Origin of the sequence: Geitlerinema sp. PCC 7407 (assembly GCF_000317045.1) — a bacterium.
Taxonomy (GTDB): Bacteria; Cyanobacteriota; Cyanobacteriia; order PCC-7407; family PCC-7407; genus PCC-7407.
The window spans coordinates 3,423,273-3,440,341 of record NC_019703.1; the positions used below are offsets into that span (position 1 = coordinate 3,423,273).

At 44.0% G+C, this 17,069-nt stretch carries 9 protein-coding genes; all 9 read right to left on the minus strand.

All coding sequences use genetic code 11. The features are described from left to right. Window positions 1-49: 49 nt before the first annotated feature. The 9 genes from GEI7407_RS13905 to dpdJ all read right to left on the minus strand — a co-directional run bounded on the left by GEI7407_RS13905 (window position 50) and on the right by dpdJ (window position 17,059). On the minus strand, window positions 50-643 hold the full coding sequence (locus GEI7407_RS13905; RefSeq protein ID WP_041268454.1) for a hypothetical protein: 594 nt from the start codon (window positions 641-643) through the stop codon (window positions 50-52). Window positions 644-713: 70 nt separating this feature from the next. Next, the gene (locus tag GEI7407_RS21130) at window positions 714-1,613 is read right to left on the minus strand and encodes a hypothetical protein (protein ID WP_015172833.1); all 900 of its coding nucleotides are present in this window, start codon (window positions 1,611-1,613) and stop codon (window positions 714-716) included. A gap of 58 nt (window positions 1,614-1,671) precedes the next feature. Further along, on the minus strand, window positions 1,672-2,904 hold the full coding sequence (locus tag GEI7407_RS13910; protein ID WP_015172834.1) for a radical SAM protein: 1,233 nt from the start codon (window positions 2,902-2,904) through the stop codon (window positions 1,672-1,674). 45 nt (window positions 2,905-2,949) lie between these two features. Next, window positions 2,950-3,765, minus strand: a complete 816-nt coding sequence (locus GEI7407_RS21135) for a hypothetical protein (protein WP_015172835.1) — start codon at window positions 3,763-3,765, stop codon at window positions 2,950-2,952. An 18-nt stretch (window positions 3,766-3,783) separates the two neighbouring features. Then, complete coding sequence (locus GEI7407_RS13920; RefSeq protein WP_015172836.1) at window positions 3,784-10,218, minus strand: hypothetical protein; 6,435 nt, start codon at window positions 10,216-10,218, stop codon at window positions 3,784-3,786. A gap of 148 nt (window positions 10,219-10,366) precedes the next feature. Next, the gene (locus GEI7407_RS13925) at window positions 10,367-10,924 is read right to left on the minus strand and encodes a hypothetical protein (RefSeq protein ID WP_015172837.1); all 558 of its coding nucleotides are present in this window, start codon (window positions 10,922-10,924) and stop codon (window positions 10,367-10,369) included. A 19-nt stretch (window positions 10,925-10,943) separates the two neighbouring features. Next, entirely contained in the window at window positions 10,944-11,708 is a 765-nt protein-coding gene (locus GEI7407_RS13930) for an alpha/beta fold hydrolase (protein ID WP_015172838.1), read from the minus strand. Window positions 11,709-11,788: 80 nt separating this feature from the next. Further along, complete coding sequence (locus tag GEI7407_RS13935) at window positions 11,789-12,214, minus strand: DUF1304 domain-containing protein (protein WP_223294431.1); 426 nt, start codon at window positions 12,212-12,214, stop codon at window positions 11,789-11,791. Window positions 12,215-12,490: 276 nt separating this feature from the next. Further along, window positions 12,491-17,059, minus strand: a complete 4,569-nt coding sequence (gene dpdJ / locus GEI7407_RS13940; RefSeq protein ID WP_015172841.1) for a protein DpdJ — start codon at window positions 17,057-17,059, stop codon at window positions 12,491-12,493. Window positions 17,060-17,069: the final 10 nt, after the last annotated feature.

A 17,069-nucleotide genomic window follows, 5' to 3' on the forward strand; every position in this document is an offset into this window, starting at 1 on the left:
TTGTTTTGCTTCATCAAATTTAGCATTCATAGGAAAAATGAGCGGAAGACTATCTGAAGGTGTGTGTCGCCCAAAGTGCTCCTCCACCATCTTGATACACAACAATATTTCCGTCGGCCTGAATTGCCAAATATTTATTGCCTGCATCAATTCTTGGGGCTTTGCCTTTGCCATCTGAACTGATGTTGATAGTTCTAGCATCAACTGTTTGGGCCAACTTTAAAGCTTGATTAGCGGTAGTTTGAGCCGCATCAGCCTTTCTTACTCCACTATTAGCGGTAGTTTGAGCCGCATCAGCTTTTCCTACTCCATTATTGGCAGTAGCTTGGGCGTTGTTAGCTCTATTTACCGCATCATTAGCAGTAGCTTGGGCGTTATCAGCAGTAGCTTGGGCATTGTTAGCTCTATTTACTGCATCACTAGCGGTGGCTTGGGCAGTAGATATGTTTGCATCATGAGTCATAAGATTAGCATCGTGTAAATTCAGCCTTTGTTCAAAAGTGGAGAAGATTTGATCAACATTGTGATTGACAATTTGAGCATCGTCTAAGACAACCAATTTTTGGGTTGTAATTGATTGAGCTAATTGCTGCTCAAGCTCAAGGATATCTTGTTGATATTGCCTAACTTCTGCTTCAAGCAAACCTACCTTTTTTTAGTATCTCCCAAATCTTTTTGTAGGGCTTCTACTAAGTCTGACAACTGATCAAGTGTTAATGGTGACATGATTTGTTTTGTTCTCGTGTAGGTGAATAGTAAGGAAAATGCAGACCCTGTGCTCCTTCTTCAGGAAAGCTTTTGCTCTTAAGTCTCAATACATATTTCTCCGCTGTAGCATCTGTTCGAGTTGAAAGTTTTAATATAGGAGTTTTAACTTCAGCAATTCCGTGAAGGGCTGACCATTCCACGGGCCAGTCAAGAATTTCTAGAAGCCACTCCATCTCAGAATTGTATCCAGCATCCCTTCCTATAGCTAAGAGCGTTTTAGCAAAGGATCTGGTTGATTGACAGTCAAAACTACAAGGTAAGTGAGGAACTGCACGAATACCCATCCATCTCCAGAGTATGTTTGCCTCTAAAGCATTTTTAATTTCTATACTCGTCTTACTCTTCTCTACATCTGTTTGAGTATGTAAAGCCATTGACCAAGTCGTGTCTATAAACTTCTCTTCTACCCATTTTTTTTGAAAGAACCTATTGCAACAGTCGGGAACCCCAAGTAATTGACCTACTGCTGAATCATCTCCCGAATCAAAAGATTGTTGAAATGCCAATATCTTTTCAGGGGAACCAACCACGGTAAGAAAATTAAAAGGTCCCATTAATCTTGGGCGTACAGGAGTGCTGGCGTAGGGATAATTAGACTGTCCTTGAATTTCTAGTGGAAGGCCAGCCAATCCGTGTTTAATCCATGTTCTAGCCTTATGAGGAAGTTGTTCTGGAGTGACTTCTTGTAGGCAAAAGGAACGCATACCTGCTACTACAGAAAGCCATTCTATTTCTACCCAAGCTTCTGTAATTAATCTAAATCTAGGTTGCCAAACTGCCTTGGCGCGATCGCTCACCCAAGACACTCTTACAAAATCAGGAAGAATAAAATCTAGACGCTCCATACATTTTTAACTATCTTTATAATCAGTAATTTGATTCGCGCTAGTAATGTTATCTAAATTAGTAAACAGCAAAAGTATCTTGATGAGGAACATGCTTGGGAGTATTTTTGTAGTCCATAATTGCTCTGTTTAATCCTTGCTCAAACAACAACAATGCACGAGCAATATTTATGTTCCGTCCCTCTATCCAACCGTCAAGAATGATTTTTTCTAATTGCTTGCGATCAGAGCTAAGTGAAATTGGATTTAACCCTTGTTTAAGCAACTCTTGCTCAAACGTTTGATATAGGGCTTGCCAAACTTCACAGTCTCTTGTGCGGTTCCGCCAATCCCCATCCATTGCAGTGCCGGGACAATCTCCTTTGCACATGAGGAAAAAGCGACAGTCCTTGCAACCGCCATACTGTTGTGGTGTATAGTACAAGGCTAGATAACGCTCGAAACCCTCGATATCGGATTTAGTAAAGTCAATGCCATCCTTGTTAGTTCGTCCACAATTGCTGCTTTGACCATTGCCTTCTATCCCCCTTACGGCTCTAGTAGTATAGGGATCGCACGCATTCCAGTTACAGGTTGAATATTCATCTTTACCCAGCAACATATTTCGCATATCTTGAAATATGTCGAATTTAAGAGTGATAAGTTCTTTTTCTAACTGTTCAAAATTAAGGAACGCCTGAATATTTTCTTCAGTACTGAGAGCATATTCATGCTGAATGAACTCATTCTCTACTTCAAGGATATGTAGACGTGCTGAAGTAATTCCAAGTTGCTCTAGATATTTAAACCACTCATTCATAATTGGCAACTTGTCTTGAGTAGCATTAACACGATGAAGGGTAACAATTAAACCTGGCGCAAGTCCTTCCTGGCAAAGCTTCTCAATTGCTTTTTCTGTCTTAGCGGTAGTTTGACGGGTTCGGTCTAATGTACCGGCCCAACGCAAATCATTCAGTTCTCCAGGTCCATCAATGGAGATACCGACCCCAACTTGGTATTGCTTAAATAGGCTAATGTGCTCGTCATCAATTAATATTCCATTGGTCTGAATACCGTTTCTTCCGTATCTCTCTAGTCCCCATGACCACAGCTTCTTTAGATCTTTCTTAGGAATTAGTAACGCCTCTCCACCAAATAAGCTAAAAGGTTTAGCCTCTCTTTCCAAAGCTAGTCTTATCTCTTCAAGGTCATAAGAACGAGCAACATTACCAGCATCCCTTTGAGGATTTTGATAACAGTAGGAGCAGTGAAGATTACACTTTACCCCAAGTGGTCGCAATTCTATTGTCATTGCTCATGTACCTATATCTCTACTACCACTACTGTCAAGACCATTTCAGAGGCTGCTGTCTCGAAAAACTGGTGGTGGCGGTGGTGGTGGCGGTGGTGGTGGCGGATTGGAATCCCGGAGGCTACCTGCATAAGTAATATTTCCTCCAACGACTAAGTTTCCTTGAACTACTAAATCACCATTTCCACCCCATTCTTTTCCAATAATTACCCCATTCTTGTTTAAGAGGTAGAGCAGTTCATCTCCAGTAATATGCATACGCCCTGAAGTCCGGATTGTAGAGCCAAAGTCGATATCTCCATTAACTCTCAACTTACTGTTAATTAAGGTTTCGCCCCAATCACTACCCCAATTAATACCCAAGCTACTGCCAGCATCGACCAAAGCTCTGCCAGGACTACCCCGACGACTGGAATGCCCTAATCGGAAATCAGCTGCTCGAATTGTGGCTGAAAATTGCTCAGCCACATCAAGCCCAGAGAGTTGTCCTTGTTGCAGTGAACTAAGTGATTGGTCGTGAGTACTGAGCCGTTGGTCGTGAGTATTGAGTGATTGGTCGTGAGTACTGAGCCGTTGGTCATGAGTATTGAGTGATTGGTCGTGAGTACTGAGCCGTTGGTCATGAGTATTGAGTGATTGGTCGTGAGCGTCAAGCTTTTGCCCATCTGCTAAAACATTTCGTCCAGAAATTTGAGCATCGCCTTGCACAATTAGCTTTTGAGTTGTAATTGACTGAGACAACTGTTGTTCAAGCTCAAGAATATCTTGCTGATATTGCTTAACTTCTGTCTCAAGTGTACTCACTCTGTCCTGTAAGGCTTTCACCAAATCCGTTAGCTGATCAAGTGTTAGTGGTGCCATTTGCTTGTTCTCCTATCTTTACGTCCAAAAAGTATATAAAACTTGTAACTTCAGACTTTCAAATGGTGGTGGAGCGGATCCGCCTTTTGGTTTGAGTTTGATTACAGTCGTTCCTGAAAGGGGATTTCCCTGCACTCCAAAAATGTCTGGGTCGCCTTGTCCAGTAAAAAAGGCTTTTTGATCATTTAAATGACTTACTAAGTTGGTTCCAAGCGGAATAAAGAAATCCCTCTGATCCTGCAAAGTTCGCTGCTTTCTCAGTTGAACTTTGATTCTATCAACTAAATCAGTTGTCCAAATATCTCCTAGATGAGTCACCTCAATTGGATAGTCGGTTTCCTTTAAGAACTGTCCGCTACCCCTAATTTTACCAGTTAAGAAAATTGCAGCGATGCGACCAGTTCTTGCTTCAGGTGCATTGATACTCTTAAAGTGGCGATCTCCGAAATCAGATTGACCTACATCTTCTGGCGAAGGTCTTAGGGTGACAAACAATTTACCAGCTTCTTTGGTCACAGAATAACTAATAGATCTCCTGATGTTCCATCTTACTGGAAGTGTAGTGCCGTCAGGAAGAAAAGTAATTTCTATTGGCTCTGTTTCTAAATCTTCAATTCGCCAGTTTGTGGAATCTTCAGCTTTAATAGAAACTTGTTCTGAAATAGAAATGCCGTTCTTGCGAAACTCTTGAATCCATAGCTGATTGAATCCAGGTCTCCACAACTGCTCAATCAAACTCTTCTCATCATCCTGAATATTCCTATTAAGGCGGTCGAGTTGATCCAGGTAAATCTGCCACTCTTGGGGAACACTAAATAATACTGGTCTCTCTTCTACATGAGGCGCAATGACTAGCCTAAATCCTTCAGGGGTGAATAAAGATTTGATTTGTTGAGGAGTTAAATCCCACTCAAAGTTGTCTGAGGCTTGAGAGGGGTCGCTAGGTGAACTAAATTCTTGCCCAATAATCTGGCTCCAGTTTGTAAAATTATCGAACCAAGAACCCTCTCTTGGTAGAACAGGTATTCTTTGACGTGAAGGATCTACAACGCTAAACGCGGCATAGTAGTATCTGAGCAATTCTCGATAAGCTTTGAAAGCATACTGGAGTTGCTCCACATAGTCTTCGCGCAGACGACTAGCTGTACCTGCAGCTAAATTAGGCAATCGTAGTGCGGGTTGACTTAACGTACCTCGAATCCGGCTAGCTTCAACCCCTCGACGTGCTGCCGCTTGGGATAAAGCTCTCTTAGCTTCTAAATTGAATTGTGCTGATTTCACTTTAGCTTGAGCAGCTTGGTGCCGTTTCTCCGAAGCTTTGAGGGAATTCAATCGAGCATCTTTAACTTTTATTTCTCTCAGTTTGGCTAGATCAGCCACTTTATTTAGTAGAGTGGCTTTCGATACTTTCAAATCTGCAGCTTTATAAAGTAACCCTACACGCTCTAATTCCTCCACCATGTTATCGAGAGCCGCTTTGGCATTGGCTTCACTTAGCAATGCATTAGTCTCGTCAATTCCACGTATTTCGAGATCAATATTATTTGTAGGGAGTTTGTCGGTCTGTAGTTTGTTCAAATCAAGTAGCAACTGGGTGCGCTGCGTATTATCTTCTCCTTTCAGCCAAGGTAGTAAACTCTGTTTGAATTTATCGATACAAGTTTCAAGATATGTTACGCTCTGCTGGGCAGCATCAACAGCAGATTTAGGGGAAGATGTGTCTTTGACCGCAGTAATGTCACTAATTCGCCTGTCTAGCTCTTGCTGCCACGGGTCAAGATACTTCTGAAGTTCACCTCGAATAATTTCTGGGTTGATCAGGGAAGACTCTAAATTTGCCAACACTTCTGCTTGGCTTTGACTATCAGGAAACAACTCCTTGACTAAGGTCTCTGCTTCTTTCTGTACAACATTATTCCACCATTGCTGGTTGTCTCGTTTATTACGAATCCAGGTGGAAATTGCATCCTGGCGGAAATTAACTGCTTCTTGTCCTACGCTGGTAACGACTAGCTTCGCAAAACGTTCAGCAGCCTCTCGAAGTCCTTCCTCAGTTTGTAAATCTTCTACTTTCTTGCCGATCGCCTTACTAAGCGCTTTAATTTCCTCTACATTATTTTTGGTGTTCTTAAATAAGTTGTCGCTGAGTTGATTAAGAAATTGGCGAGGACTATCGTACTGGATTGCCTTAAGCGTTGTTCCTAATCTCCCCAAGTTCGGAATATCTTTCTGGAGGTCCCTATACGAGTCCTCTAAAAGCTGAGTTAGAACAGGAACCTCTGGAAGATCGAGAATAACGATCGCATCCTTAAACAGTTGTTCATCTAAAATTTTCGGTAAATTATCAAGTATCGGACCTAAGTTAGAATCCAATTGATCGAAGAACTGATTAAGCTGCGTTGCTCCTTTTGCTCCTAATGTATTTAATTCTTTTTCGAGATCAACTCCAGCAGCCTGTGCAATAGCAAAGCCATTATCAATCAGACCGACCAAAATTTCTTCTGGAGCTTTATTCTCAATTACACCGTTTGCTAGTTCACCGATCGCACCTCCTATTTCCGCACCCAATGCTGCCCCTGCAGGCCCCCCATATATAGTTCCTATTACGGCTCCAACAAAACGACAGATACCGCCGACAAGCTTACGGCGTTTCTCTTTCTTCTTTCGTTCTGCTTCTGCATCTTTGGCTCTCTGGAGTTCTGATCTGGCTGTTTCTAAGTTCGTGTTCAACTGCTTAAACAAGGTTGCTTCTACCTTATAAGCCATTGCCCCAATCTGTCCATTGGCAGTTATTTCATCACCATCGATAGTGATTTTAGTCGGCTTTTCAAGTAGACTCTTCAATAAATCAATTTCTCTGAGGATAGCTTTTCTAGCTATTTTGACTTTCTCTGATTCTTTAAGAGCTTTCTCCCGAGTATTTTTGGCTATATCAACATCTCTTTTCGCAATGTCTACGCTGTTGTTGACTTGACGTTTACTAATTTCCTCAGCATCTCTTTCTAACTTAGCAATTCCCTCGTCTAATTTACTGATCTCTACAAGAGCATCCTGCCGCTGAACTTCAATATCAGCTGCTTCATAAAGCATTTCATTAGCAAGAACTTCAAACTGAGTAGCTAAAGACTCAAACTCTGCTACTTCTAAATCTGCCTCGGCTTCCCGAACCTCAGCGATCGCCGCCATCATTTGTTCTCGATAATCGGCTGTATTAAGCAATAGAGGTTGCTTAAGTAAGCTGACAATTTCATCAGCAACATTCCCATCAATCTGTTTTTGTAGGGCAGCTCCATATTTATCTTCATAATCTTTAAGGTTGTCAACTGCATTTTTTAAGTTATTTGTAGCATTCTTCCAACTTAGATCAGGGAATTCCCCTTCATACCGCCCATCAATATCCTGTGGATTATCTTCAGACACTGCAGGAACGGTCGCTGACAAACTAGCAGCTAAACTGAGCAAACTTACCTCAACATTATTTGGATAAGATGCTATCCAGTTAATTAACAGAAAGGAAGCATCAACTTGATAAACGTTTAGATTAACTGCCTCTGAGTCTTGTTCTACTTGATAAGTCTTATCGCTTTCCTTAAGCTGTGGATCAACGATTAACCAGCGTTGTCCCTTCAATACAGGACGAACCGTTGCTTGTCCAGATAGCCCTCCTATAAGAGTCTGAATATCGGAGGGAATATTCCCTCCTTCAAGAGTTGATACTAATGTAGGACCAACCACTCCGATAAGGTTTAATTGTCCAATTTCTGGAGAATTGGATGATGAAGCTAGCCAATAGCGGGTTTGCCACCAAGGTTTAATTTCACTTGACGCTTCAGGTAGCTCGTTAAGCAAGAGTTGTTCTCGACAGAAAACGAACCGTACTGCTTTTTGCAAATCATCTATCTGTCTAAGTATTAGATTGTGCCTGAGCTTGGCTTCTTGAGGTGAAGTATTTCGACGTAGAGGTTGCACAATCAACTGGCGCTCTAAATCCAACTCATCTAGCTTTATTTGAAGCAAAGACAGAAGAAGAACTTTGAGACCAATCCCACCGTCCGCAACTATTTTCTGAAGTGCAGTACGAGTTGCTGTGCCTAGCTGATTTGTGAGCTGATCAATAAAGTCTGGGATAGGTTGTGGTGCCCAAATAGGAGCAAAACCCTTAGTAACTTGCGGAGCAATAGATAGATTAACTTCTCGTGCATGTCTTGCCAAGTCAAAAGCAGCAAAAGCTAAAGGTAAACCACTTCCCTTACTATTACCTCCTGTACTCAATAATTGGTTAACAGATTCGGATACTAAACGGGAAGCACGCGAACCCAACGGCATAGCCGTCTTGATCGCACTTTTAACAAGTAGTAAATCTCCTGTTCCTTCAGCCATGCGCGCCAATAGGATGAGCGCATTCATGCCAGCACGGGATTCCCAAACATTACTGGATTCTATTGAAAGCTGAATCCAACCCGCAAATTGCTCAAAGAGTACCTCGCTCGGTGATTCAAATTGCTTAAAGGCTTGGCTAGGGATAGCTCCAACGGCAAGTGCAGTTAATCCCAACTCTAACCGTACGGCAGCAAGTAAGGCTTTGAGTGCAGCATCAAGATCGCTGCGATTTATGAGATTCTCTAGACGAGTAGCAAATACGCCATAAGTGTCAAGCTGCAAGCTTACTCCCAGATGCACTAATTCTGCCAAAATTGGTCGAATTGCATTTAGATCGAGACCTGCAGGGGGCTCGGTGGTGTCGTTCTGGAGCCAATCGGGTAGCTGCTGACTTAAATATTGAGTGACGATGAGATCGCCCTCGTTAACGGACGCGCGGGCAAGTCGTCCCCGTAGGCCATCCCAAATATCTAGCTTTAACCAATTAGATAATACTTGCTCATTCGTTGTGGCCGTTTGGTTTATTATGTCTATCCAGGCGGGTTGATTTGCAAGGGTTTCTTGGATTAGGCTGCCAGAGCGAATTAGTTTAGAATCCAAGGAAAACTGGGAAATTTGTTGCCTCAGATAGGTAACTAAAGCCAAATTAAGGCGGTCGGATTGTTCAAAACTGGAAGCACTTAAGACTAGAAGCGCAGGTTCGGCCAGGGGGCTCACTAAACGTTGTTTGAAAGCAGTTCTTATTTGAAGCGTCTTATTAGCAATCTCTTGAACAACTAAATCAAAATTACTAATATCAGCAATTTGATTGTTAAGATTGTCCAGTTTCTTAAAATATTCCTCCCTCTCAGGCGTAATGGTACCAATAGGTTTCCCAGGGCGAAGCTCCGGTAAGGCATTTTGAGAAGATAGCTCTACCTCTGGTTTAAACTTATCGTCAGTAAGCTTTGAGCTCTCTTGTAGAATCACTGTCTTAAAAACTTCCAATTCCTCTTCCAATAGTCTTGCTGCCCGACTTCTTAAATTGTTGATTAGAGGAGTAGAATGCCATTCCGGGCAGGAGTAAAGAAGCTGACGAATTTCAACCTGTGTATTTTTCCAAAAAGACGGAACATCATCTAACTGTTGGCTGTTATTAACAACAGTTTTGAGAACTCTTTCGCTTAGGTCTCCCCAAAAGGAAACTGTTGTTGGGACACTGATTTGTCTATCTTCTTGAATAACCACACCTTGCTGTTGTGCTAATGCAAGAATTAGCGAGCCAGAAGCAAAAATTGACTCTAGTTTGATAGCGTCTAACAATTCTCTATCAAATACATGATCAGTTAACCATTGACAAAAATCTTGAGTCTCTTGGGTTACTCCTGCGTTCAGTTGGCTTAGGAAGGTTTTTCTTAAGATTCTTAGAACTAGAGGATGAATCGCCGCAGGTTGGTAGTTAGCATGTTGAGGCTCAAAAAAACCATCACCTCCCGGATTTGTGTTAGGCGATTTCTTCCGAAAATCAGCCCAGCTAACCACCCAACTTTCTACTTCCTCCCACTCTGTCGAAAGATCCCCTCCAGTTGCAGCAACAGTTAATTCTCGTGAAACAGATTGGTTATTCAGAATCTCCTGTAGAAAAGCAGGTGTAAATTCTCTTACCCACAGACGTTGCTTTGAATTAGTATTGCCTGAAGCATCACTTAAATAATCTTGAATTTGCTTGGCAATATCAAATATGTTCAGCAAATCAGTATTAGATTCTTCAACAAAGTCTTTAGCATCACTCTTAGTTTCCAATGAGCTTCGAAGTCTCACACCTAAAGCAAGTCGCTCCGCGGATCCCGCTTCCGTAGCCAGCACAGGTCCAAACTTAGGTAGAGGAGATGACTGAGACAGAATCTTGATTTCGTCTAACCAAGCCAGTGCTGGAGTATCACCGCTTAGTAGTGCTTCAACTTCACTTACAAAGCTGTCAGCATTACTCAATTTTGATGATCTCAACAAAGAAGCTAAGTCTCGCTTCACTTCTTCTTGTGAACTGCTGCTTCCTTTTCTGACGGCTTCGGCGAAAACATTTACTGATTCCATAGTTCGGTCCTTGTGAGGAAGTGACTAATAGACTAGCTTTAGAAGATTTCAAATTGTCTCTTTTTCGAGAGCTATCTCAGCTTCTTGTAAATCTGAACTGGCTCTATTGAAGTACTGGATTGTGTATGAATAAAGGCGCTAGGTTATTTCAAGATTTAAAGAACTCTTCTGGAATGAGATCTTCCTCGCCCCAATCTATGCCAAAAAACTCTCCTGCTTTTTCGCGATCGGCTTCACTGACTCCAGCAATTTTAAACAGCGTGTTAATCCATGCCGCGCAGTTCTCATCAATTAGAGAGTAGCGAATATTACCTTTAGACTCAAAATTAGTAGTTAATTGAATTACCAACTTTCTAAAGCTACTTAAAGAACCCGATGGGGGGTTAACCTTGTGAGGCTCTAAATCTAAATCTGGCTTGAGCGGGCTAGTATGCTCGCCTGGATCGACATACTCACGAACAGCTTTAACATCTGTGTCTTGGTTGACGATTGCTTTCAGCAAATCAGGTATTCCAGGAGAACCCTTAAAAGCCCCAACAGTATAGAAGTAGACCATGCCCTCAGGTGTGTCTTCTTGAACAGGTGGTTTACCACTAAATAGAACAGTTGCATCAGGGCAAACCAGCAGAATGAAATGATGATTCCCAATAGGAGAACCATCAAGATCGCGGGCGCACCAATACACTCCCTCATCCAAGTTACTCATTTGTGCATTCCCTAAATAATTAACTTAAGAAATTGATCAATATGCTTGCCGTTTCGATCGCATGACTAAACGGGAACCCATGATTCCCATCTTTAAGTACTTCAAGCTTTGCACCCGGAATTGCTTGCTCCAAAACATTGCTGTTTTCAGGCGGTATTACTACATCGCTATCACCAGTAATGATCAACGTAGGAGCCTTAATGGTCTTCAGACTATTGCAGGTATCATGTGAATAAATCGCCTTTAACTGCCGATACAAACCTTCCTGTTTGCTGTGATAGGGAGATGTCTTCGCCAAAAAGTCCTGTGCTTTTTTCTTGTTACTGGCATCTGCTAGATATGATTGTGTAAACAGAAGATCCAGAAGGGTTCCTCCGGCGAGACTTGAGAGATTAGCCGGAGTGCTACAGCTACCACCTGCCATTGTGCAACCTAACACTAGCTTATTGAGTTTTCCTCCATGTCTCAAAGCAAAATGTTGAGCAGTCATGCCACCCATGCTCACACCAAAGACGTGAGCATGTTTTATTCCCAATTCGTCCAATAAACCTGCTGCATCATCTGCCAAATCAGCGATCGTATAATCCTTCACTAAGGAAGTTGTTGTCCGTCCAGCATCTCGATTGTCATAGAGAATCACCTGATAGTGTTTAGCAAGTTCGTCAGGCAACTCATCCCCCCAGTCTAGGAGGCTAAAGCTCAAACCCATGATCATCAGTAAAGGATGACCACTGCCCCTTGTTTCATAATTAACACTTAGGTTACCAACGGTAATCTGTGGCATGAATCTCTTAATCTAAGGGAATAAAAATTTAACTGAAGGTCAGGAGATATTTTCAGGCAGCCCGTTATTTAGCTTTGTCGTCATTCAATGATTTTCTTGCGGCTGTCTAACCAAATTAGAAGAAGAGCAATAATGGCAGGAAGCGACTGAAGTACAAAGGCTGTTGGTCGCCCAAGACTGATGCTGCCAAAAACGCCAGCAATAAATGCACACAACAGAATGAATACATCTGGCTTCATTGTCGGAATTTGGGGATTCATAGCCAACAATCCCCAAAGCGCACCAGCACTAAGGAAGCCGTTGTAAAGCCCTATGTTACGAGCAAGAATTTCAGCCTTTTGTTCTATAGAGAAGCCGCCTAGCAATTTCTCTTGAACAAGAGGGGTTGTCCATAGAAACATCTCGGCTATGAGGAAGAGTAGATGTGCAGCCACAGTCCAAGCTAGGCAAAAGCTTATCCAAAATCTAGGGTTGCTCAGAAATTTCATCTCTTCTTTTAATGTCACGTTTTAGCAAACGCAAACAATCGAGAGGTCGAAACCTCCGTCCTCTTGATTGTTTGCGTAATGGTTTCGTCTATAACTGTTCTAACCACACAAGTTCTGATCAGGAAAAAATTTAAGTATTTTTCCTGATATAGCTGGTAATATTTATTAAGTGTAAATGGTAAATCTTAATCTTCTGACACCAGAAGAAATACATTAATTCGTAAACATCTTGCAGAGGTATGAAAAGCAACCTATGTGGCATGCTCAGAATTAAAGCGGAGCACAGGTAACAGGTCATTGCACTGCCTCCCGAATTCGTAACCTCACAATATATCCCTGTACAGTTCTGCGGAAGCCCTCGACAACAGGGTATACATTGAGAAACCCAACGTCTACTGGCTCAGTCATTAACTGCAAGGCAGCTCGCTTTAAGGCTTGTCGATCAGTCAACTTTGCCATTAAGGAAACAGCACCTACGGTCTTTAATCCCTGATCAACCTGCTCACGCCAATTAGATTCCTCCAACTTCACCACGTTTTCTGAGGGTTGCAGCACATCTAGCAGGATTTCTCGATCGGCTTCTGGCACGATCGCAAAGGGGTTATAGAACGAGATAGCTCGATTACGAATTAAGCTGCCTCGGAGCCACAAACGACCGTAGAGCACCTGAAAGCTGGCATAAGGGTTATTCCTCGTTTCTGGCGGCAGTGCATCCGTAAAACGGCTTTGGGTGCTAGCGATGTAAGCAAACACTCGTGCGTCAATCTCGATGCCTAAACGGTCTTCTTGTGCTTGCCAATCACGAATCAAATTCAGCAACTGGCGATCGGTCTCAACATTACTGCCTGGAGTCAAGACGCGAGCATGAATGGCTGTCATGACAGTAGGCGTGACGAGGATACCCCGATGTGACAAAGTACGTCTCAGATTTTCACTGGCGATCGCCAAAGATTGATAGGACTCTGCACCTCGAACCTGAGCGAGAGCCTCACAGATCGAGTCATCTGAGTCCGTTAACTCCAATAGATTGGTTAACTCTGAATCAATGATTTCAAAATCCGAAGGCTCCAGCGCACTTTCGACTAATCTGAAAAAGCCTGCTGGGTCTGCTGCATAGCGTTGCAAGATCTCCTCAATTACACCACTGCCACCTGGACTTGCCTCGGTCAACCAGATTTCTTCAATGCCTTCAGGTTTGGCAGGGCTATCAGGCGATCGCGGACCAGGGTCAAGATCCAGCAGCAAATCTCCCGAATCAAACTGGGGACAAAGTTGGCGACAGGCTTCTAATAAAGCACCACCCAGCGTTGCACTAAATCGCCGCTGTTTTGCCCACTCATCCCACATGGCATCGGGTGGATTCCACAGAATTGGTGCTAAATCATTCAAAACCTCTTGAATGAGGAGTGTGTTACACAACTCCCGCAGTCTTTCATGGGTGGGTTGACGGCCAGGAGGCAAGTGAGGATCTGGTTGTTCCTCATCTTCACCTAAGTCACCTCCAAACTCCTCGTCATTTTGTTCTTCAACGGCAAGGGTCTGAAAAATCCCGTCTAGAACTGCGATCATTGCTTGCCCTACCCCATCTGCTTGCAGCGTTGCGAAAGCTTCAGGCAAGGGAATGTCTCTTTCTAGGGCACGGGCGACCAGCATTGATAAATAGATCTGGTGCAACCATCCCCGCTGGAAGATATTAGCAATTCCATCCAAGCGAGGATCATGCAGAATACGATGCTTGAAGTAAGAACTGCGGAATGAGTAGACTTTAGCACGATTGGCATCATAGGGGCTAATCGTAAAACCCTCCGGAATCCGATAACGGCATACCAAACCATCCACCGTTTGAGCAAATCCAACTCCTGCGGGTCTGCCACTCTCAGCCTCAATAAACTGAATCGATGTTTCTAATTCTTGAACCTGACGATTGCGCTTGACTCGTAGATTTGCTTGAGAACCCAGAGCAAAACGTCTTACTTCTAAAGGATTTTGCTGGTTATGAGTAAAGCTACAAAGCTCAGAAACAATCTCTAACCACAGCGATCCTTGAGGCAAGTCCAATGAACTACCGCTAGATGGTGGAACAATCTGTGTATGCCATTCCAATTGTGCATTCGATTTATCACTGACTTCCGATGGAATCTGAGCAACCCTCAGCGTCCAGGGACGAATACAGCGAATATTTGCAACTCCTTCCTGCTGCCAAATTTGAAATGTGCCAGCTTCCTCGAACTCAGCACAGTATTGGTCAATTGCTAAAACCTGATGTCCAGCGATCAACTCAGGTGATGCAATCCAATGGCTAATCTGACTGCGTTGCACTCCAAAGCGCCGGGAAACACGTCCAGGCGCAAAAGCTTTGAGAGCCTGAAGGATCGGTAAATAGTATTCATCAGCTTCCGTAGTTTGCTGTGTGGCAGGGGGTGTAACAATGCGAACTTCAGGCAGTAATAAGTCGCTAAAGAGGCTCGCAGGTACAAAGTCAGGCAATGGTTCATCTGTGTGATAGTCCAACTCCGGTTCCCCTGGCAATGGGAGCCGTTGCCAATTTGCCTCTAGTCGCCGGAGGAGGGTGGGTAGAACCGCTGTCATTAGTGCCCTTGGGGGTTCCCACAGAATGGCTTGTGTCTCTCCCAAAGAAATTTTGAGTGCAGACTGAAGGTAGCTTTCTAGGGCTTGCTGCTGTTTTTCGTCTTCAAGGATAGATTGAATAATCGTTTTAGCTTGCTGCTGACGCTGTTGCTGCGGTGAGAAGGAAGAAGGCTTAGAAAAGTCTTTCCAGATACTCCCTTGGGGAGCGCCTTGCATCTGCTGTGCAATCCAGTCCATACAAGCAAATGCCGCTTGAATCCGAATCACATAGCGGTTGGCGATAGGCAGTAATCGTTCTTCAAGGGTGGGATCAAACAGTAAATCGTAGCTTTGATAAGCAATGCGATCGCGCCCATAATCAGACAACACGACAACCGTCCAGGGGCGCATGGCTCTGCTACGCCCAGCTCGTCCCTTACGCTGTAGAAAAGATGCCATATCTCGTGGAGCTTTGTGCTGGATAACCGCTCCAACGTTTGGATCATTGAAGCCAACCTCCAACGAGGACGTGGCAACAATGAGGTTTGCAGTTGCATCAACCCCCGTATCCTGGGAACTCGTTCGAGTAACACGAAGCGGGTTCTGAAGTGTATGCCCAATTTCTTCGCACAGGAGCCAGGACTGACCCGTTAGCAGACGCTGCGCTGCATCAGTTGCATCATGAGTACGAAGGCTTGCTAAGGGTTGGCGTCTAGCCATAGGACGACCGAAGCTATTGAGTCCCTCAGCATCGAGCAGGTTGTGAAAGAGACGGTTAGTGACATCCAGGTCATCCGTAAAGGCAAATACACGGGAACCATACGCACCGTTGCTTGGTATGCTATTTGAGGGATCTAGCACCCGTTGCAGCAGCATAGCGGTCTGAATACTGGTAGAGAGTAAACTCGTTCCTGAAACCGGATCGCCTCTCAGAGCTAACAGGTATTCCATCCCCTCTGGCTGTACATCGTCACTGGGAGAAATTTCTTCGACCGATCCGGGGTCTAATCCAACGAGTTGCGTGAAGAATTCGGCTGCACTCCGAAGTGTGGCTGACAACCCTGTGAATTGAACTCGTTTACCAATCAGTTGTTGCCATCGCCTGAGCAGGTAAGCAACTTGTGCCCCATGAATCCCGACATAGGTATGAACCTCATCCAACAGCATCAAGTGAGGAGGTTTAGCCGTATTGATTCCAAAGATATGACCATATCGAGAATCGCCAAGTGAGCGATTGAGCATCTCTGTGGTCGTGAAGAGTAGATCGGGAGGAGTTTGAATCATGCGATCGCGCGTCAGCACAATCTCATCCTCACGAATCACTGCACCACAAGTTGGCTCCAGGCACGTTAACTGCTCTTTCCCTTCTTCTAAGTCGCTTCGCCTCCAACTTAGAGCACCACTACACCGAGGACATCGAATATAGGGGCAGGTAAAACCGCCTCGCTCAGCTTTCCAATCGTTCTTTAGGGCATAATCCTCTACATTGGCTCGTCTAGGCGTTAAGCCAAAGAAAGCGCCAATCAGAATCTTACGTTGACCTTGAGCAGTGAGTGCGGCATCAAGACGACGGGCTTCAACATAGGTTTCAGAGAACTGGTCTTTGAGCAGTTCATTACGGGGGTAAATGGCGATCGCCTTTGTCCAAAAAGTTGTTTTCTTAATCAGCTCAGCAATGTGAGTGAGGGCAGGCAAATAAAAGGCTAGAGTCTTTCCCGTCCCTGTGCCGGCGCAGACAATCATGCCGCGACTTTTGGTACTGTTTAGGTCACGGAGCATCCGAGCAGTAGCTCGCAACTGAAAGTCGGCAAGTTCTAAGGTGCGGTTGGGCGATCGCAGCAAAGCTTCCAATGCAGTACGCCTTACGGATGTTAGTAGCTTCTCCGCTTCCAATTGTTCGACTACTATTTCCGGTTGAATTTCTCGCTTTGGGTAAACTCGCTGTCGTAAGGAAAAACGGTAGTCCGCAACCAGCGTGGGTGAAGTTTGCCAATCACGGTTCGGAAAAAGCTGCCTTAGCCGCGCAAATAACCGCACACTCTCAGCCATACGAGTTCGGTAAAGCCGTCTTCCTCTCCAATTAAAATCAAACAGAAGCTTTCGCTCCTGCATCTCATCAAGCAAGTCCCAAGGGTCAACATCAACATCTAAGTTCTGAATGGCTTCTTCTGCAAGTTTCTCGACCTCACCTTTGCTAAAGCCACCATCGACTACTCCCCAAGCCAGCAACTTAACTTCGCGGCTCTCCAATTGATTGAGGAATTCAAGAACTAGCAGATTGAGTTGAGCATTCATAACAACACGG